Here is a 19,683-nt window from a genome sequence, read left to right as displayed (position 1 = left end):
AATCTGCCGACGGGCGGCAGTTTCGCTCCTCAGGGACAACGCCCGCTGACACCGGTCGAAACAGATTTATTCAACCTATTCAGCGACCTACGCCCACTGCCCCGCGGTGGCACAGCACTCGCAAGGAAAGCGTCGGACCAGCTCGTCATGGGAGTGTCGAGGATGGTCCGAGATTTGAGGAGCCTCGGGGAGCAGAGGATGCCAGGCGTTCGTTGGGTGAGGATTGTTGGGGTGGCCTGCGCCGCGCTGTCAGCGCTGGCGCTGTCGGTCACGTCCGCAAGCGCGACCTCGCGCATCAAGGACCTCGCCAATATCGAGGGCGTGCGGCAGAACCAGCTGATCGGCTACGGCCTCGTCGTCGGCCTCAACGGCACCGGCGACACCCTCAACAACATCCCCTTCACCAAGCAGTCGCTGCAAGCGATGCTCGAGCGCATGGGCGTCAACATCCGCGGCGCCACCATCCGCACCGGCAACGTCGCCGCCGTGATGGTGACAGGCAATCTGCCGGCCTTCGCCACCCAAGGCACGCGCATGGACGTCACCGTTTCCGCGCTCGGCGATGCCAAGAACCTCCAGGGCGGCACCCTGCTCGTCACGCCCCTCCTCGGCGCCGACGGCAACGTCTATGCGGTCGCGCAGGGTTCGCTCGCGATCTCCGGCTTCCAAGCCGAGGGCGAAGCGGCGAAGATCGTGCGCGGCGTTCCGACCGTGGGGCGCATCGCCAACGGCGCCATCATCGAGCGCGAGATCGAGTTCGCGCTCAACCGGCTGCCGAACGTGCGCCTGGCGCTCCGCAATGCCGACTTCACCACCGCAAAGCGCATCGCGGCGGCTGTCAACGACTATCTCGGCGTCAAGACCGCCGAGCCGATCGATCCATCGACGGTGCAGCTTTCGATTCCGCCGGAGTTCAAGGGCAACGTCGTCGCCTTCCTCACCGAGATCGAGCAGCTCCAGGTCGATCCCGATCTCGCCGCCAAGATCGTCATCGACGAGCGCAGCGGCATCATCGTGATGGGCCGCGACGTTCGCGTCGCCACCGTCGCGGTGGCGCAAGGCAACCTCACCGTCACGATCTCCGAAAGCCCGCAGGTGAGCCAGCCCAATCCGCTGTCCCGAGGGCGGACCGTGGTCGCGCCGCGCAGCAGCGTCAGCGTCACCGAGGACGGCAGGAAGTTGGCACTCGTCAAGGATGGCGTCTCGCTCCAGCAGCTCGTCGACGGCCTCAACGGCCTCGGCATCGGCCCCCGCGACATGATCAGCATCCTCCAGGCAATCAAGGCCGCCGGCGCGATCGAAGCTGATATCGAGGTGATGTGATGCAGACGAGCATGATCAACACCCCGCGCACCGCCGCCTCCTCGGCCTTCTCGGTGGAAAGCCGCAACGGCCGGCCCGACTTCGAGCTCGCCGCCGCGCTGCAAAAGGTCTCGCCGCAGCAGCAGGCCAAGGCGCAGAAGACCGCCACCGATTTCGAGGCGATGTTCCTCAACAGCATGTTCTCGCAGATGACCTCGGGCCTGAAGGGCGAAGGCCCGTTCGGCGACACGACGGGCACCGGCGTATGGCGCTCGATGCTGACCGAGCAGTATTCCAAGAACTTCGCCAAGGCCGGCGGCGTCGGCGTCGCCACCGAGGTCTACCGCACTCTCATCATGCAGCAGGCGAAAACCGTCCGCACGGCATAAGGTCAAACGAGATGAACCAGTTCACCGCCTCACGTCAGCCGATGCAAGCGCAGCGCCCGAACACCGCGCCCGGCAACGCCCAGGCGCGCAAGCTCGCCGAAGACCTGATGGATGCGATGAGCGCCCTGCTCGGACTGATCGAGCGTGAGACCGAACTCGTTCGCGCCGGCAACGTCCGCGAAGCGATGATGCTCGAGAGCAGGAAACAGGAGCTGTCGCGAAACTATGTCGGCGCCGTCAGCCAGTTGAAGGCCAACCAGGCCCAACTCGCGAAATCGGCGCCCGAGCTGCTTTCGACGCTGCATCGGCATCACGATGCGTTCCGCGCGATGCTCCAGGTCAATCTCACCGTGCTCGCGACCGCGCACGCGGTCTCCGAGAGCGTCGTGCGCGGCGTCAATGCCGAGATCCAGAAGCGCAACGTGCCGAACACCTATACGGCCGCGGGACGCCGCGCCACTCCGGGCCCGCGCCACATCACCCCGCTCACCGTCAGCCGCTCGCTTTGAGCGCGCGCAGAAAACAAGCGACAATTTTACGAAAAACCGCGCGGCGATATCGTCGCGCGGTTAGTCACGTTTCCTTACCGGGTCTTCAAACCTGGTGTTCCATGGTTGCGCATTGAGAGGGGTTGGGATTTGACTCGGACGAGGCAACCAGGAGGCTGCCATGAGTACAGATTTCAGCATCAGGCCGGTGGGGATACCGGCCCCCGCGCAGATCATAACGACGTCGAATACGGCGGCGAACGAGGCCGTGCAAACTGATTTGCCGGTGAGCCAGACGGTCGCCGCGAGCGATACGAGCGCGCCCGTGCGCAATGATTTGCCGAACAGCGAGAACATCTCGCGGCAGGTGGTGTTCGACCAGGCCGCCGCATCCTTCGTCTTCCAGGTCGTCAACGACAGGACCGACGCCGTGGTCAATCAGTTCCCCGACGAAGCGATGCTGCGCCGGCGAGCTTATTTCCATGCAGAGGATCTGAAGTCCAAACCCTCGCGTCCGCTCAATACGGATGTCAGCGCCTGACGCTCGGGCGCCCAAAGGTCTTGTCGGGAATAGGTCGAGCCGGTCGCAGGATTGGTCACGAAGATCCTGATCTGCGCCTTGCCTGTATCCGTCAGCGTGAACCTGGCAATGCCGAAGCGGAACGGGCCGCCCTCGACGAGCCCGGGATGTTGGCCCCCGATAGAACGTTCAACTGATACACGGCCAACCAATGCGCCAGAGGTCGGCCATGACGGGCCTCCATCACGGCCGTCCGGACAGACCGGCAGCGATATTGCGATTGATCTCGATCAGCGGGCGGAAGTGATCGAACTGCGGGCTCATCTGCAGCGCCGCGGTCTGGCTCAGCACGAACACGCTGATGTTGGCGATCTTCTGGCGGACATCGATCGGCTGCGGATTGTTGTCGCGCATCGCCTCGCTCAGGAAGATCGTCCAGAGCTTGCGGTTGAACATCAGCGCCTGCATGGTCTGCTCGCTGAGCGGATCAGCGTTGTTCACCGCATCCTGGAGCTTGTTGGCGGCCTTGAGCAGGGTCTGCGCCTCGATGTCGCGAGGAGATGCGGTGGTCGTTGCAACACGCGCGTAAGCCGAGGCAGCGGAATTCGACATCAATCACACCCTGGAGGTTACCTAGCCCGTTGAACGCGCTTAAGGATTTCTTTCCCAACCCTAGGCAGCACCGCTTAAGATTTGCTTACGTGTGCGCTTGGAAGCACTCCGGATAATTACGGGTCGCGGAGTTTCTTCGTCAGCGCAAAGCTAGATGCACGCACACACGCTGTAAACTTGCTTCGCGTGATGGGCATCAATCTCAGCTAATCCTGCCTTAGCGATCTCCGTAAAAAGAACGGCGGAGCGTTAGCCCCGCCGCGATATCTCGAGTAGCGGTCTTGCGCTGCGAAATTAGCGGAGCAGCTGCAGCACGCTCTGCTGCGACTGGTTGGCGAGCGACAGCGCGGAGACCGCGATCGACTGGCGGGTCGAGAGCGCCTGGCTGTTGGCCGCTTCCTCATTGGTGTCGGCGAGCGTCAGGTTCGATGAGCCGGTCTGCAGCACGTTGATCAGATTCTTGGAGAAGTCCTGACGCACCTGCACGATCGAGAGGTTCGAACCGAGCGCCGAACCTTCCGAGCGCAGCGTGCTCGAGGCCGCGTTCAGGCTGGTCAGCACCTTGTTGGTGGCGCCGTTGTCGATGAAGTCGACGCCGTTGACGAGGTTGCTGAGGCCGAGACCTGCCGCGTTGAACACCACGCCGTTGATGCCGAGCGTGGAGCTGCCGGTTTCGTTGAAGACGAGCTTCAGCGTGTCGCCGTTGAGCAGGTTGACGCCGTTGAAGGAGGAGTCCTGCGACGTCGTGTCGATCTGCGCCAGAATGTTGTTGAACTGGTTGACCAGGTTCGAGCGCGCCGTCTGCGCGACGGGATCCTGGACCGGCGGCTGCGCGGTGGTGAAGGCCAGAATGCCGGTGATCGTGCCGCCGACCGTGCCGCCCGCAGTTGTCGAACCGAGCGTCGAGGAAGCATATTCATTGACGGTGGTCACCGTCAGCAAGCCATTGGCGTCGATCGTCGCCGTCAAATGGTTCGCCTGAAGCTGCGCATTGAGCTGGTCGAGCGTCTTGACGGTGCCGTTGGTGCCGTCGCCGAAGGTGACGTTCACCGGCGTGCCGCCGTTGAAGGAAGTGAAGGTCAGCGTCTTGCCGCTGACACCGCCAACACCGGAGGTGCGCGCCGCGGTGAAGGCGGTCGCCGTTCCCGTGTTGCCGCTGAGGCCGAACGCGTGGAGCGCGTTGCCGGTGCCGGTGATCGACAGATCGGCGTTGATGCCGGTGGAGAGCGCAAGTTGGCCGCTGCTGTTGACCGACGACGGGATCTGGCCCGCAGTGGTCGTCAGCGACGCCGCGCCGTTGAAGATGCTGGCGGTCTTGACGCCGGTGGCAAGGTCGATCGAGTTGAGCAGGTCGGTGAGCGTCGCGCTCTGGATATAGACGGTCGAGTTGCCGTTGCCGTCCGTGACGATGTTGCCGTTGACGCCACCCGAGGTCACGCTGGCCGCCGACTGTGGCGTCTGGGCGTTCTTGAAGGTGATGGTGTGACCATCGATGTTCAGCGTCGAGCCGTCCTGGACCAGGGTGCCCAGCGAGCCCGCGGTCGTCGACCGGTTCGCGGTCACGTTCGCATTGCCTGCGCCGGTCGCCGTGGTCAGACCGAGCTTGTTGAGGAAATCAGCCTTGCCGGTCACGCTCAGATCGGCGCCGGTCGAGCTCTTCAGCGTGACCTGGCCGCCGCCCGAGATGGACGATGCCACCTGAAGCGTACCGATGGGACCGGTCGAACCGCTGACAGCGATGGCCGCCGCGCCTGCGCTGATCGTTGCGGTCTTGACGCCGCTGGCGAGGTCAATCGCGCTGAGGACGTCGTTGACGGTCGCCCTGGGCGCAACCGCGGTTCCCTCATAGACGATCGAGTTGCCATTGCCGTCGGTGGCGATGTGTCCACTGGCGTCGAGACCCCAGCCGGTCGGCTGCGTCGTCGGCGGGATCCCGGTGCGGAAGGTGATGGTCTTGCCGTTCACCGTGATGGTGTCGCCGTCCGCGGGGGGCGCGCCGAAGATGGTGGATGCCGTGGTGCCGAGCAGCGTGGCGGTACCTGACAGTACGGTGGTGCCGTCGGCGGCGGTCGCGGCAAAACCGACCGCCGAGCCCGCGTTCGAACCCAGTGAGGCGCCGAGCGCGGCAGTCCCCGTCACCGGGGTCACGCCACCGGCTGCACCGGTATAGAGCACGTTGCTGTTGGCGGTTGCGCTCGCGTAGGAGGTCGTTCCGCGCAGATCGGCGGGTGTCGCACCGGGAATCGTGGTGGAGACGTTCGACTTGGTGGAGTAACCGACCGTGGTCTGCAGCGCCTGGTTGGCGATCGATTTCGCGCTGTCGATCAACTTTTGCAGCGAGGTGATGCCGGTGTTGGCGGCCTGGAGCACCTGCACACCGTTGTTGATGCCGTCGAGCAGGTTGCTGATGTCGCTCGCCCGGTTGTCCAACCCCTGCGCGGTGAAGAAGTTGGTGGGATTGTCGAGCGCCGTGTTGACCTTCTTGCCGGTTGACAGCCGCTCCTGCGTCGTGGCCAGCAAGTCGGCCGTCGACTGCAGCGACAACAGGTTCTGGCGAACTGACGCCGAGAGAACGATGTTGGACATTGGCGAGTCTTCCTCTTGAACCGGATACGAATCGGCCGCGCGGTCTCGAAAGCGGGCTTTGGTCCAGTTTTAGGAGGTGTCCTTTAAAGTATGGTTAACGCCGGTTTAAGCGATAGGGTTAATGGCGAATGAACGCCCCTGCCCGCCTCCGGACGCAAAAAAGCGGCGGGGCACAAAACCCCGCCGCTCTATTTTACCAAGTTATTTCCGCTACTTACTAGCGGAGCAGCTGGAGCACGCTCTGCTGCGACTGGTTGGCCAGCGACAGCGCGGAGACCGCGATCGACTGGCGGGTCGACAGCGCCTGGCTGTTGGCCGCCTCGACGTTGGTGTCTGCCAGCGTCAGGTTGGACGAGCCGGTCTGCAGCACGTTGATCAGGTTCTTGTTGAAGTCCTGACGGATCTGCACCACCGAGAGGTTCGAGCCGAGGCTGGACGCCTCCGAGCGCAGCGTGCTCGACGCGGCGTTCAAATTGGTCAGCACCTTGTTGGCTGCGGCGTTGTCGATGAAGTCGACGCCGACGGTCAGCGCGGCGAGGCCCAGACCCTTGGAGTTGTAGGTCACGCCGGTGATGTTCAGGCTCGACTTGCCGGTCTCGTCGAACACCAGCTTGAGCTGATCGCCATTGAGCAGGTTGACACCGTTGAACGAGGAGTCCTGCGAGGTCGTGTCGATCTGGTTCAGGATGTTGTTGTACTGAGACACCAGGTTGGCACGGGCCGTCTGCGCAACGCCATCCTGGACGGGGTTGGAAGCCGTCGAGAACGTCAGTGCCGACGTCAGCGTGCCGCCGATCGCTCCGCCGGCGGTCGTCGAGCCGAGCGTCGAGGATGCGTAGTCGTTGGAGGCCGTGATGGTCAGCAGGCCGTTGGCGTCGATCGTCGCTGCCAGGTTATTGGCCTGAAGCTTGGTGTTGAGCTGATCGAGCGTCTTGACCGTGCCGTTGGTGCCGTCGCCGAAGGTGACGTTGACCGCCGTGCCGCCGTTGAAGGAGGTGAAGGTCAAGGTCTTGCCGGCGATGCCGCCGATCCCGGAGGTGCGCGCCGCCGAGAACGCGGTCGCAGTCCCGGTGTTGCCGGCGAGGCCGAGCACGTTCAGCGCATTGCCGGTGCCGGTGATCGACAGGTCGGCATTGATGCCGGTCGAGAGCTTGAGCTGACCAGACGTATTGATCGTCGATGCAGCCTGCCCGACCGCGGTCGCGAGCGTGCCGCCACCGCTGCCGTTCAGCGAGAAGGTCTGCACGCCGGTGGCAAAGTCGATCGCTTTCAGCACGTCGGCAATGGTTCCGGTCTGCAGATAGACCGTCGAGTTGCCGTTGCCGTCGGTCAGGACGTTGCCGCTGACACCGAAGCCGCTCGGAACTGCGGGGGCGTTGCTCGAGCCAGGGACCGGCGCGTTCTTGAAGGTGATGACGTGGCCATCGACATTCAGCGACGAGCCATCTTGCAGCAGCGAGCCGAGTGAGGAGGCACTGGTCGTGCGGGTCGCAGTCACGGTGGCATTGCCACCACCCGTCGCCCCCGTCAGACCGAGCTCAAACAGGAAGTCGGCTTTGCCCGTCACGGACAGATCGGCACCGGCCGAGCTCTTGAGCGTCACGACGCCCGCAGCGGCAGTCGACGGCGATGCGCCGGAGGCGGCACCGATAGTCGCAGCACCGGCGGAGATCGTCGAGGTCTTGACACCGCTGGCGAGGTCGATCGCGGCCAGAATGTCGCCCACGGTCGCCAGCGTCGAAGTCGTGGCGGTGTCACCGAGATAGATCGTGGTGTTGCCGCTGCCGTCGGTGACGAGATGACCGCTGACACCAGAACCGCTCGGAACGGCGCTCGAAGCCGGCGCAGTGCCGGTGCGGAAGGTGATGGTCTTGCCGTTCACCGTCAGCGTGTCGCCATCCGTCGGAGCGGTGGTCAGCTTGCCGCTCGCGGTGGTGCCGAGCAGCGTGGTGGCCGACGAGATGCCGGTCGTACCGTCAGCCGCAAGACCCCCGGTACCCGCAAACGAGCCCTGGCTCGCACCGAGGGTGGTGGACGAACCTGCCGCGGTGGTGCCGCCGGCCGTGCCGTTGTACAGCACGTTACTGCTCGCCGTCGCGCTGGCGAAGCTCGTCGTGCCGCGCAAATCGGCCGCGGTCGCACCCGCGATCGTGGTGGAGACGTTCGACTTGGTGGAGTAGCCGACCGTGGTCTGCAGCGCCTGATTGGCGATCGACTTCGCGGAGTCGATCAGCTTCTGCAGCGAGGTCAGGCCGGTGTTGGCCGCCTGCAGCACCTGCACGCCGTTGGCAATGCCATCAAGCAGGTTGTTGATGTCGCTGGCGCGGTTGTCGAGCGACTGCGCGGTGAAGAAGTTGGTGGGATTGTCCAGGGCCGAGTTGACGCTCTTGCCGGTCGACAGACGGTTCTGTGTGGTGGCGAGAAGATCAGCGGTGGACTGGAGAGAGAGCAGGTTCTGACGAACCGACGCAGAGAGAACAATACCGGACATGACTCTTACCCTTCTGGCTTACGCGTCTTCGTTCGATCGCTTCTGGATCGAGTGACGCGGCCAGCGTGCCGCGACATGGCTAACAAAGGGTGAAACGAACCTCGCCTGCATAAGCGCCGGTTCACCATAAGCGGGTGGGAAGCGCAGAGTGAGATGGCAATCAGCCTGAAATCATTGGCAATTTTTTGCGCTTACGTTCCATTAACCATAACCGCTGGTTACTTTTCGGAGTGTCGCCTGCCCTCTCAAAATCTCGAGCGATAAAAGAAAAAACGGCGGGGCCGAAGCCCCGCCGCCGGATCTTGCCTGCGATGTCTGCCGCTTGTTAGCGGAGCAGCTGCAGCACGCTCTGCTGCGACTGGTTGGCCAGCGACAGCGCGGAGACCGCGATCGACTGGCGGGTCGACAGCGCCTGGCTGTTGGCCGCCTCGACGTTGGTGTCGGCCAGCGTCAGGTTGGACGAACCGGTCTGCAGCACGTTGATCAGGTTCTTGTTGAAGTCCTGACGAACCTGCACGATCGTCAGGTTCGAACCGAGCGCCGAAGCTTCCGAGCGCAGCGTGCTCGACGCCGAGTTCAGGTTGGTCAGCACCTTGTTGGTGGCAGCGTTGTCGATGAAGTCGACACCGCTGGTCAGCGCGGCGAGGCCGAGACCCTTGGAGTTGTAGGTCACGCCCGTGATGCTCAGGCTGGACTTTGCAGTCTCGTCGAACACCAGCTTGAGCTGATCGCCGTTCAAGAGGTTGACACCGTTGAACGAGGAGTCCTGCGCAGTCGAGTCGATCTGGTTCAGGATGTTGTTGTACTGGTTGACGAGGTTGGCACGAGAGGTCTGCGCAACCGTGTCCTGGACGGGGGTGGAAGCCGTCGAGAAGGTCAGCGCCGTCGTCAGCGTACCGCCGATCGCACCACCCGCGGCGCTCGAACCGATGGTCGAGGACGCGTAGTCGTTGGTGGTGGAAACCGTCAGCAGGCCGTTGGCGTCGATCGTCGCCGTCAGGTTGTTGGCCTGAAGCGCGGAGTTGAGCTGATCGAGCGTCTTGACCGTGCCGTTGGTGCCGTCGCCGAAGGTGACGTTGACCGCCGTGCCGCCGTTGAAGGAGGAGAAGGTCAAGGTCTTGCCGCTGAGGCCGCCGATGCCGGAGGTGCGAGCCGCGGTGAAGGCGGTTGCCGTGCCGGTGTTGCCGGCAAGTCCAAGCACGTTCAGCGCATTGCCGGTGCCGGTGATCGACAGGTCGGCGTTGACGCCGGTGGACAGCTTGAGCTGGCCGGAGGCGTTGATCGACGAGGCGATCTGACCGGTTGCGGGGCTCAGCGTCGCCGTGCCGTTGGCCGCGATCGAGGAGGTCTGCACGCCGGTGGCAAGGTCGATTGCGTTCAGAACGTCGGCAACCGTGCCGGACTGCAGATAGACCGTCGAGTTGCCGTTGCCGTCGGTCAGGACATTGCCACTGACACCGAAGCCGCTCGGGATCGCCGGAGCGTTGCTCGATCCCGGAACCGGGGCGTTCTTGAAGGTGATGACGTGGCCATCGACATTCAGCGAGGAGCCGTCCGAGATCAGCGTGCTCAGGGAGCCCGCGCTGGTCGTGCGGGTCGCAGTCACCGTGACATTTCCGCCGCCCGTCGCACCCGTCAGACCGAGCTCCTTCAGGAAGTCAGCCTTGCCCGTCAGGGACAGATCGGCACCAGCCGAGCTCTTGAGCGTCACAACGCCCGCGGCAGCAGTCGACGGCGATGCGCCGGAGGCAGCACCGATGGTCGCAGCACCGGCGGAGATCGTCGCGGTCTTGACACCGCTGGCGAGGTCGATCGCGGCCAGAATGTCGCCCACAGTCGCCAGCGTCGAAGTCGTGGCGGTGTCACCGAGATAGATCGTGGTGTTGCCGCCGCCGTCGGTGACGAGATGACCGCTGACACCAGAACCGCTCGGAACGGCGCTCGAAGCCGGCGCAGTGCCGGAACGGAAGGTGATGGTCTTGCCGTTCACCGTCAGCGTGTCGCCATCGGTCGGAGCGGTGGTCAGCTTGCCGCTCGCGGTGGTGCCGAGCAGCGTGGTGGCCGACGAGATGCCGGTCGTACCGTCAGCCGCAAGACCCCCGGTGCCCGCGAACGAGCCCTGGCTCGCACCGATAGTGGCGGACGAACCTGCCGCGGTGGTGCCGCCGGCCGTGCCGTTGTACAGCACATTGCCGAGCGCCGTCGCACTGGCAAAGGACGTCGTGCCGCGCAAATCGGCCGCCGTCGCACCCGAGATGGTGGTGGAGACGTTGGACTTCGTGGAATAGCCGACGGTGGTCTGCAGCGCCTGGTTGGCGATCGACTTCGCGGAATCGATCAGCTTCTGCAGCGAGGTGATGCCGGTGTTGGCGGCCTGCAGCACCTGCACGCCGTTGGCAATGCCGTCGAGCAGATTGTTGATGTCGCTGGCGCGGTTGTCGAGCGACTGTGCGGTGAAGAAGTTGGTGGGATTGTCCAGGGCCGAGTTGACGCTCTTGCCGGTCGACAGGCGGCTCTGCGTGGTGGCGAGAAGATCAGCGGTGGACTGGAGGGAGAGCAGGTTCTGACGAACCGAGGAAGAGAGAACGATACCGGACATTGAGTGTTACCCTTCTGGTACGCAACGCAACAAAACTTCGATTAGGATTAATCGATGCTCGGGACGGTGAACGCGGAGGGCTAACAAAGCATGAAGCGTGTCGCGGCAGTCCTTGTCGGGATTCACCATATGGGCGATCGACGCTGCATCTGGCTTCGCCGTATCGTCATGATCGGATGATGCTTTTTGATACACCGATGAAGCGTTTGCCACTTGTCAACCATAACTCAGAGTGAGCAATTCGCTGTACCGGAATGCATCGCTTTCATCAGCCGAGCGGCAGTCTGATGCCGGCACAAAAGAAAGCGGCGGGGCCGAAGCCCCGCCGCCATATTGGTTTTGCGATGTCTGCCGCTTGTTAGCGGAGCAGCTGCAGCACGCTCTGCTGCGACTGGTTGGCCAGCGACAGCGCGGAGACCGCGATCGACTGGCGGGTCGACAGCGCCTGGCTGTTGGCCGCTTCGGTATTGGTGTCGGCCAGCGTCAGGTTGGACGAGCCGGTCTGCAGCACGTTGATCAGGCTCTTGTTGAAGTCCTGACGCACCTGCACCACGGACAGGTTCGAACCGAGCGCCGAAGCTTCCGAGCGCAGCGTGCTCGACGCGGCGTTCAGGTTGGTCAGCACCTTGTTGGTGGCAGCGTTGTCGATGAAGTCGACACCGCTGGTCAGCGCAGCAAGGCCGAGACCCTTGGAGTTGTAGGTCACGCCCGTGATGCTGAGGTTCGACTTGCCGGTCTCGTCGAACACCAGCTTGAGCTGATCGCCGTTCAAGAGGTTGACGCCGTTGAACGAGGAGTCCTGCGAGGTCGTGTCGATCTGGTTCAGGATGTTGTTGTACTGGTTGACGAGGTTGGCACGAGAGGTCTGCGCAACCGTGTCCTGGACGGGGGTGGAAGCCGTCGAGAAGGTCAGCGCCGTCGTCAGCGTACCGCCGATCGCACCACCCGCGGCGCTCGAACCGATGGTCGAGGACGCGTAGTCGTTGGTGGTGGAAACCGTCAGCAGGCCGTTGGCGTCGATCGTCGCCGTCAGGTTGTTGGCCTGAAGCGCGGAGTTGAGCTGATCGAGCGTCTTGACCGTGCCGTTGGTGCCGTCGCCGAAGGTGACGTTGACCGCCGTGCCGCCGTTGAAGGAGGAGAAGGTCAAGGTCTTGCCGCTGAGGCCGCCGATGCCGGAGGTGCGAGCCGCGGTGAAGGCGGTTGCCGTGCCGGTGTTGCCGGCAAGTCCAAGCACGTTCAGCGCATTGCCGGTGCCGGTGATCGACAGGTCGGCGTTGACGCCGGTGGACAGCTTGAGCTGGCCGGAGGCGTTGATCGACGAGGCGATCTGACCGGTTGCGGGGCTCAGCGTCGCCGTGCCGTTGGCCGCGATCGAGGAGGTCTGCACGCCGGTGGCAAGGTCGATTGCGTTCAGCACGTCGGCAACCGTGCCGGACTGCAGATAGACCGTCGAGTTGCCGTTGCCGTCGGTCAGGACATTGCCACTGACACCGAAGCCGCTCGGGATCGCCGGAGCGTTGCTCGATCCCGGAACCGGGGCGTTCTTGAAGGTGATGACGTGGCCATCGACATTCAGCGAGGAGCCGTCCGAGATCAGCGTGCTCAGGGAGCCCGCGCTGGTCGTGCGGGTCGCAGTCACCGTGACATTTCCGCCGCCCGTCGCACCCGTCAGACCGAGCTCCTTCAGGAAGTCAGCCTTGCCCGTCAGGGACAGATCGGCACCAGCCGAGCTCTTGAGCGTCACAACGCCCGCGGCGGCAGTCGACGGCGATGCGCCGGAGGCGGCACCGATGGTCGCAGCACCGGCGGAGATCGTCGCGGTCTTGACACCGCTGGCGAGGTCGATCGCGGCCAGAATGTCGCCCACGGTCGCCAGCGTCGAAGTCGTGGCGGTGTCACCGAGATAGATCGTGGTGTTGCCGCCGCCGTCGGTGACGAGATGACCGCTGACACCAGAACCGCTCGGAACGGCGCTCGAAGCCGGCGCAGTGCCGGAACGGAAGGTGATGGTCTTGCCGTTCACCGTCAGCGTGTCGCCATCGGTCGGAGCGGTGGTCAGCTTGCCGCTGGCGGTGGTGCCGAGCAGCGTGGTGGCCGACGAGATGCCGGTCGTACCGTCAGCCGCAAGACCCCCGGTGCCCGCGAACGAGCCCTGGCTTGCGCCGAGCGTGGCGGACGAACCTGCCGCGGTGGTGCCGCCGGCCGTGCCGTTGTACAGCACATTGCCGAGCGCCGTCGCGCTGGCAAAGGACGTCGTGCCGCGCAAATCGGCCGCGGTCGCACCGGAGATCGTGGCGGAGACGTTCGACTTGGTGGAGTAACCGACGGTCGTCTGCAGCGCCTGGTTGGCGATCGACTTCGCGGAGTCGATCAGCTTCTGCAGCGAGGTGATACCAGTGTTGGCAGCCTGCAGCACCTGCACGCCGTTGGCGATGCCATCGAGCAGATTGTTGATGTCGCTGGCGCGGTTGTCGAGCGACTGGGCGGTGAAGAAGTTGGTGGGATTGTCCAGGGCCGAGTTGACGCTCTTGCCGGTCGACAGACGGTTCTGCGTGGTGGCGAGGAGGTCGGCGGTGGACTGGAGGGAGAGGAGGTTCTGACGAACCGATGCGGAGAGGACGATACCGGACATGACTCTGTTACCCTTCTGGTAAACGACGCTACTGTTACGCGTCTGCTTGGATCGAGATTGACCCAGCGACCGGCGGACCCTGGCGTCGAGACCTCTAACGAAACATGAAATGAAACCCGTGCTTTTGCCGAACGCCGCGTGATTCGGCCGGGGGAAGCCCCGCACGTCGCCGCGCCGCCGCACGGACATGGCGTTGGGAAGATTGAGTTTTTTCGCGCAAATGCGGGAGATTTACAGCTCGTTAACTAATTCCGAGCGAGAATCACGCCCTGATAAGCCGCAACGAGCGCTCGGTTACGAAAGCGTTGATGGAGAACAGGCATGGCTCTCAAGGTCGAGCTCAAACCGCACGAACGCATCATCGTCGGCAACTCGGTGATCACCAACACGGACCAGCGCGCCCGCCTCCTGATCGACGGCGAGAACGTGCCGATCCTGCGCGAGCGCGACATCCTCACCCCGGAAACTGCAAACACGCCCGCCAAGCTCGTCTATCTGGCGGTCCAGCTCATGTATATCTCGCCGGATCCGCAGACCCAGCACGGCACCTATTTCAACCTCGTGCGGGACATCGTCACCGCGGTGCCGAGCTCCTGGCCGATCATCGAAGGCATCAACAACAACATCCTGAACGGCGACCTCTACCGGGCGCTGAAAGATGCCCGCAAGCTGATCGCCTATGAGGAGAAGCTGCGAGGCCAGTACGAGGCCACGCATCCCAAGGCGGAAGCGGACAAGGACGACGTCAGCACCGCCGCCTGATCACGGCGTTCGCGCGGCCGAGCCGCGCGAACGCCAACGCTGCCCAACGACAACGGCCCCGGATCGCCTCCGGGGCCGTTGTCGTTTCGGCCATGCATCGATGCTACTGCCCCGCGAGCGGCGGCGCCTCGACCTCGATCACTCCCTCGCCAACCCGCCGTGCGCCAAAATCCAGCACCGCCGCAATCAGCGCATCGATGTCCGTCTCGTCGGTGCGGTGATTGACGATCGCGGCGCGGATCGCGAACTTGCCGTCCAGCGTGGTGCCCGATGGCGCAGCGATGCCGGATTCCTGGACATCAGCGACGATCTCGCGATTGACCGCATCATTGGCGCGGTAACGGAAGCAGACGATGTTGAGGTTCACCGGCGCCAGCAATTCCAGCCGCGGCTCGGCCAGCACGCGCGCTTCCAGATATTTTGCCAGTGCGCAGCTTCGCGCGATCACCGTGCCCAGCCGGTCGGTGCCGAACGTCTTCAGCGTGAACCAGGTCTTCAGCGCGCGGAAGCCGCGCGACAGATCGGGGCCGAGATCGCAGGGCCAGACCGTGCCCGCCGCAAGCCCCCTCGCCTCGCGGCTCAGATAGGCCGCCGGCTGCGCAAAGGCCTGCCGGTGCTGCTCGCCGTCGCGCACCAGCAGGAAGCCGGCGTCGTAGGGCACCTGTCCCCATTTGTGGAAATCGAGCGCAATGGAATCCGCAAGCTCGATGCCGCCGAGCAGCGGCGCGAGCTCGGGCGCCAGGATCGCGAGCGCGCCGAACGCGCCGTCGACGTGAAACCAGATTCCTTCCTCGCGGCACAGCTCCGCGACGGCCTTGAGGTCGTCGATCGCGCCGATATCGACCGTGCCTGCGGAGGCGACGACGAGGAACGGCTTGAAGCCAACCTCGCGATCGACGGCGATCTGCGCACGCAGCGCGGCGACATCGATGCGATGATCGGCATCGACGTCGATCTTGCGCAGCGCATCGGTGCCGAGACCGGCAATGTCCATCGCTCGCGAAATACAGCCATGCGCGGCACGCGACGTGTAGGCGGTGAGCAGCGCGCCGTCATTGCCGATGCCGTACTGCCGCGCCAGCGTACCGAGTGCGCTGGTACGCGCCACCAGCACCGCCATCAGATTGGCCATCGACGTGCCCGTGACGAAGATGCCGCTCGCACTCTCCGGGAAGGCGAACAGGCGGCGCATCCAGTCGACGATCTGGCGCTCGACCTCGATGGGCATGTGGTCGCGGCCGCCGAGATTGGCGTTGAGGCCAGCGGCGAGCATTTCCGCGAGCATGCCGACCGCAGTGCCGCCGCCATGCACCCAGCCCATGAAGCCGGGGTGGACGTTGCCGGTCGCATAGGGCGCGACATGCTCGACGAATTCGCGATAGACATCGGCGAGATCGCTTGCCTCGCGTGGCACGTCGGCCTTGAATGCCGCGCGGGCGTCATCGGGGATCGGCTGCCACACCGGACGCGCACGAATGTTGGCGATGCCGTCGATCGTCTCGTCCAGCATGCGATGGGCGAGCGCACGAAACGCGCTCCAGTCCTGCGGATCGAGCGAGGTGTCAGTGGCGGCGGCTTGCGTCTTGCGGACGATCTCGTTCATGCTGCACTCTCCTCGCCGGCCCTTGCGTGCCGCGACAGCATTGCCGTGAACGCGGCAAAGATCTTGCGCATCTGCGGCGGCTTGTATGGAAACACGGCCGGCGGATCCATGTTGTGCACGACGGCGGTGTTGTCGGCCTCGAACACCAGCAGCTCGCCGTCCTGATTCTCGGCGCAATCGACGATGAAATAGTCGAGGCCGACGCGCCGGCTCATCTCGTCGAGCGCGTGGCGATGACGCGCGGCAAATGCATGATCGAACTCGAGCATGAAGGCGGCTTCTTCAGCTCGCTTCTCTTCACTAAACGCCATGTAGGCGTTGAGATACCAGATGTCCCAGCGGTCGGCGATCGCCATGTGGCAGGCGTAGGGTTTGCCTTCGACCATGGTAAGACGGTATTTGCGGTAAAGCCCGTCGGGGCTCGCGTAGTTGACGAAGCGCGCGACGAAGAAGTCCTGCTCCTGCCGATCAGAGAGATAGGCCGCGAGCGCCGCAGCATCGTCGATCTTCGCGAGCCCGACACCGGCATGCGTGCCGCGCGGCCGCACGATCATCGGAAAGTGCAGTTCGCTCACGATGTCCTTGCAGGCGATCTTCCCTTCCGAAAGATCCGACAATTGCGCGCGCGTCACATGGACGGTCGCGGGAATGTCGAGACGGGGAATGCCCGCCAACAGCCGGTACAGCTTGTCGCGATCGAGATTGCCGATGAGCTCGGGGCGATTGAGCAACGGCCGCGGCCAGTGCGGCGCGGCCCGTTCGATGACGGCGAGCGCCTCCCGGCATTCCTCGGAATCGGATGCGACCACGATGGCGACGTCGTGATCAGGCAATGTCTCCGGCAGGCCGACGCCTTTGACCACGTAGAGCGTCAACAGCTCGATATCGGAGCCTTCGAGCAGAAACTCGATCGGCGTGTTGCCGCCCATGTCGATATCGGCCGCCAGCGCGAGCACGCGCAGGCGGGGCTTCGCAACCGCGCAAGGCGTACGAAACAATTGGTGGAAGGCGAGCACCTCGGTCTGGATCACGAGCCCGGCCTCCTTCTCTCCGAGGAGCTGGGCGATCAGCGACAGATCCAGGCCTTCGCCCGCCTCCGCCGTCCCTTCCGCGATCCGCGCCAGAAGCCGCTCGCGCAACGGATGCAGATCGCCGCCCTCGAAGGCCCGGCGCGTCAACTGCGCAAAGCCGATGCGGTCGGAATAGTCCGGCGCCGTCGCGCCGTTCGGCGCTGAAACAGGATGCAACATCTTAGACCTCGAACACAGGCTTTCCCGGCGCAGCCGCGGCACTGTCAAGCAGCAGCTCGATCTTCACCACAGCGTGGGCGATGCGATCGAGGATATGCTGCAAATTGCGTTGCGCTTGCGCGGCGTCCGCGGACCAGGCTTCGGTGACGAGCCGCGCGCCGACGCACAGCCGCAGCGCGGCCTGCGGCTTGCCGTCCGGCTGGTCAAACCGTACTGGCTGGCCGACGAGGCAGCGTTGCGCGGCAACCTGCCGATCCGCCGCACTGCCGTCGATGTCGCCGTTCATGTCACGGGCCAGGGCGCGATGCACGGCGCCGGTCTCGGCGATGGAGACCGGCTTGCCGTCGCGCAGCAGCGTGAACGGAAAGATCGTGGCTTGCGCGAATTCCTCGTCGTCCGTCCCGGACATCCCGATCGCGGCCGGAACGGCCCGAAGCGACGGGGACAGCGCAATCATGCTGTCGATGCCGGCCGCGAGCTCGGCCAGCGCCTTGGCGCGGAATGCGCCGGGGACGGCATAGTAGCTGCCGATCTCGCTGAGCGCCGCCTCCCAGCGCAGCCATTGACCGAAATTCGGCCGGCGCTCGAAGCGCGAGCGCAGCCCCGTCCAGGCCTTCGGCCAGTCGCTGCGGCCGGCATAATCGAAGAAGCCCGGCGCGATCTCGCCGATCCGGCCGAGCGAGCGCGACAGGCCTTTCGGCACCAGCAGCGCACCGCTGAAGGCGGGGCCGCCGAAAAATTTCGAGCCTGTCATCAGCACCATATAGCCGCGGTCGAGATAGCCGCGCAGCCGGCGACGGCCGAGCCGCGCCTGACAGGCATCGACGACGATTTGGACCTTGCCGGGCCAGCGTCGCGCAATCTCGTCGAGGCAGGCCACGCTCGGCGCGCGCCAGCCGAGTTTTGAAGAATCCATGATCTGCAACAGAACGCGCCGACCTTGCGCGAGGCTGGTCTCGACCGCGCGCAGCACCGCTTCATCCGCATCCGGGCGCATCGCAATGCCGGGCGCCGTGTCGAGCAGCGGCACCGCGACGCTGTCGCCGGCGAGCCCCGCCACCGCACCGTCCTTGCGGACCGAAAAGCCGCTCGCCGTCATCGTGCTGAAATGGTGCCCGCGTGCGGTATGGGGCGTCCCGCTTCCGGTCTGATCCGTGCCGACCACGATCGTCACCGGCGAGGCGCCGAGCACCGCGCGTGCCAGAAACAGGGCGTGGAGCTGGGAGTCGGTGCCGGACGGCGAGAACACGACGTCGACGCGCGGCGAGACCTGGAGGTGTCCGCGCAGCTCTTCGCGCATGTCCTCGCAGCGCGCATCGAAGGCGACCTCGACCTCGTCGAACAGGCACTTGTGCATCAGCTCTTCGCGCGCCAGCGCAGCGCGGTCATAGGCCGATTGCGAGATGACCGACGCGGTCGAGGAGGCGAAATTCCAGATCTCCGGCTCCGGAGAGGCCGCGCAGCCATAGGCGTTGACGCGGTCCTTCGGATCGAGCGTCAGGCGCGGATCTCCGCCGCAGACCAGCAGCGTGTCGAGCGGCGTGAACAGATCGCGCAAGCGGTAGCGCGAGTCGCCGTCGGACGCTCGCTCCAGGTCTGCCAGACGGGATGCGCCGACGCTCATCCCGAGAGGCTCACGCCGCATCGGCCGCCGCCGCGGGCGCCGGCGCGAATTGCGAGGCAATGTCGCCGTGGAACACCGATGGCCCAACATGGTCGAGCGAGCTCTGGATGTCGGCCCAGATCTCGCCGCCGATATCGGTCCAGCGCTTGCAGAAGGCGAAGTCCTCGGAGAGATAGGTGCCGGTGGCCGGATCGATCATGCATTCGAACAGCGCGAACCGGTTCTGGCTCGCCGCCAGCGTATCGTGCGAGTGCTCGCGGAAGAATTGCAGGCCGGCGTAGTTCGGATGGCGGCACATCGCCTCCAGCACGTGGCGCCGGATCATCAGGAAGCCGGTGCCGGCATAGCGCACGCGGGTGAAGCCGTTGACCACCACGATGCGGTCGGGGTCCTCGATCTCGAGCACGTAGTCGAGCGAAGCCGCCGGCACGTCGGCGCGGCCCGCCTCGACCGCGCGTTTCGCCTTGTCCCAGTTGACCCGCTTGATCGGATAGCAGCCCGCGACGACGTCGGCGCCGCATTCGATCAGCCGGAACACCTGCTCCGGCTTGAAGCCGATATCGGCATCGATGAACAGGAAATGCGTCGCCTTGGGATCGTCCAGGAACATCGCGGCCAGGTTGGCCCGCGCGCGCGTGATCAGGGCGTCGCCGTCGCGGAGCAGCACCTTGAACTCGAGATTGGACATGCCGTGCACGGCGCGCTGGAGCGCGAAGATCGAGCTCGCATAGATGCTCGACACCTGCCCGCCGAAGCAAGGCGTTGCCACCACCAGCTGCATCTTGTCCGACATCGAAAGCCCCGCCCCGCTCCAATCCTCACCAA

14 protein-coding genes are annotated in these 19,683 nt (G+C 64.7%); 5 read left to right on the top strand and 9 right to left on the bottom strand.

Annotated elements, in window-relative coordinates:
• Nucleotides 1–198 precede the first annotated feature (198 nt).
• The 4 genes from ACVWW6_RS21870 to ACVWW6_RS21855 all read left to right on the top strand — a co-directional run bounded on the left by ACVWW6_RS21870 (nt 199) and on the right by ACVWW6_RS21855 (nt 2,720).
• The gene (locus tag ACVWW6_RS21870; RefSeq protein WP_028173283.1) at nt 199–1,323 is read left to right on the top strand and encodes a flagellar basal body P-ring protein FlgI; all 1,125 of its coding nucleotides are present in this window, start codon (nt 199–201) and stop codon (nt 1,321–1,323) included.
• Nucleotides 1,323–1,691 carry a flagellar assembly peptidoglycan hydrolase FlgJ gene (gene flgJ, locus ACVWW6_RS21865; protein ID WP_182872127.1) on the top strand — a complete coding sequence of 123 codons (369 nt, stop codon included), beginning with the start codon at nt 1,323–1,325 and terminating at the stop codon, nt 1,689–1,691. Before ACVWW6_RS21870 ends, flgJ begins: the two co-directional genes overlap by 1 nt.
• An 11-nt stretch (nt 1,692–1,702) precedes the next feature.
• The gene (locus ACVWW6_RS21860; protein ID WP_011088582.1) at nt 1,703–2,200 is read left to right on the top strand and encodes a hypothetical protein; all 498 of its coding nucleotides are present in this window, start codon (nt 1,703–1,705) and stop codon (nt 2,198–2,200) included.
• Between the two features lie 160 nt (nt 2,201–2,360).
• Nucleotides 2,361–2,720 (top strand): hypothetical protein, encoded by a 360-nt coding sequence (locus tag ACVWW6_RS21855; RefSeq protein ID WP_060908205.1) that lies wholly within the window; start codon nt 2,361–2,363, stop codon nt 2,718–2,720.
• A 222-nt stretch (nt 2,721–2,942) separates the two neighbouring features.
• Here the strand turns inward: ACVWW6_RS21855 and flaF are convergent, their stop codons facing one another.
• From flaF to ACVWW6_RS21830, 5 genes are all read right to left on the bottom strand, one after another.
• On the bottom strand, nt 2,943–3,311 hold the full coding sequence (gene flaF, locus ACVWW6_RS21850; RefSeq protein ID WP_008554779.1) for a flagellar biosynthesis regulator FlaF: 369 nt from the start codon (nt 3,309–3,311) through the stop codon (nt 2,943–2,945).
• Between the two features lie 294 nt (nt 3,312–3,605).
• Nucleotides 3,606–5,897 carry a DUF1522 domain-containing protein gene (locus ACVWW6_RS21845; RefSeq protein ID WP_456681380.1) on the bottom strand — a complete coding sequence of 764 codons (2,292 nt, stop codon included), beginning with the start codon at nt 5,895–5,897 and terminating at the stop codon, nt 3,606–3,608.
• 217 nt (nt 5,898–6,114) lie between these two features.
• Nucleotides 6,115–8,388 (bottom strand): DUF1522 domain-containing protein, encoded by a 2,274-nt coding sequence (locus ACVWW6_RS21840; RefSeq protein WP_456681379.1) that lies wholly within the window; start codon nt 8,386–8,388, stop codon nt 6,115–6,117.
• Nucleotides 8,389–8,713: 325 nt separating this feature from the next.
• Complete coding sequence (locus tag ACVWW6_RS21835; RefSeq protein ID WP_182872129.1) at nt 8,714–10,987, bottom strand: DUF1522 domain-containing protein; 2,274 nt, start codon at nt 10,985–10,987, stop codon at nt 8,714–8,716.
• A 358-nt stretch (nt 10,988–11,345) separates the two neighbouring features.
• Nucleotides 11,346–13,619: a DUF1522 domain-containing protein gene (locus ACVWW6_RS21830; protein WP_182872130.1), complete on the bottom strand. Its 2,274-nt coding sequence runs from the start codon at nt 13,617–13,619 to the stop codon at nt 11,346–11,348.
• Between the two features lie 321 nt (nt 13,620–13,940).
• On the opposite strand from ACVWW6_RS21830, the gene flbT reads away from it, so the two are divergent.
• Nucleotides 13,941–14,381, top strand: coding sequence for a flagellar biosynthesis repressor FlbT (gene flbT / locus ACVWW6_RS21825; RefSeq protein WP_027548407.1), 441 nt, complete (start codon nt 13,941–13,943; stop codon nt 14,379–14,381).
• A gap of 103 nt (nt 14,382–14,484) precedes the next feature.
• Here the strand turns inward: flbT and ACVWW6_RS21820 are convergent, their stop codons facing one another.
• The 4 genes from ACVWW6_RS21820 to ACVWW6_RS21805 are packed head-to-tail and all read right to left on the bottom strand — an operon-like array spanning nt 14,485 to nt 19,651.
• A complete protein-coding gene (locus ACVWW6_RS21820; RefSeq protein WP_182872131.1) occupies nt 14,485–15,984 on the bottom strand; it encodes a pyridoxal phosphate-dependent decarboxylase family protein in 1,500 nt (499 codons plus the stop codon).
• Nucleotides 15,981–17,234, bottom strand: a complete 1,254-nt coding sequence (locus ACVWW6_RS21815) for an ATP-grasp domain-containing protein (RefSeq protein ID WP_182872132.1) — start codon at nt 17,232–17,234, stop codon at nt 15,981–15,983. Before ACVWW6_RS21815 ends, ACVWW6_RS21820 begins: the two co-directional genes overlap by 4 nt.
• A 1-nt stretch (nt 17,235) precedes the next feature.
• Entirely contained in the window at nt 17,236–18,879 is a 1,644-nt protein-coding gene (locus ACVWW6_RS21810) for a hypothetical protein (protein WP_182872133.1), read from the bottom strand.
• A complete protein-coding gene (locus tag ACVWW6_RS21805) occupies nt 18,869–19,651 on the bottom strand; it encodes a hypothetical protein (protein ID WP_182872134.1) in 783 nt (260 codons plus the stop codon). The genes ACVWW6_RS21810 and ACVWW6_RS21805 overlap by 11 nt, the downstream gene beginning before the upstream one ends.
• Nucleotides 19,652–19,683 lie beyond the last annotated feature (32 nt).

It is taken from the genome of Bradyrhizobium sp. USDA 3311, assembly GCF_054062495.1.
The sequence above is the reverse complement of the archived record's forward strand: the minus strand, read 5'-3'. Positions and strand labels throughout refer to the sequence as shown.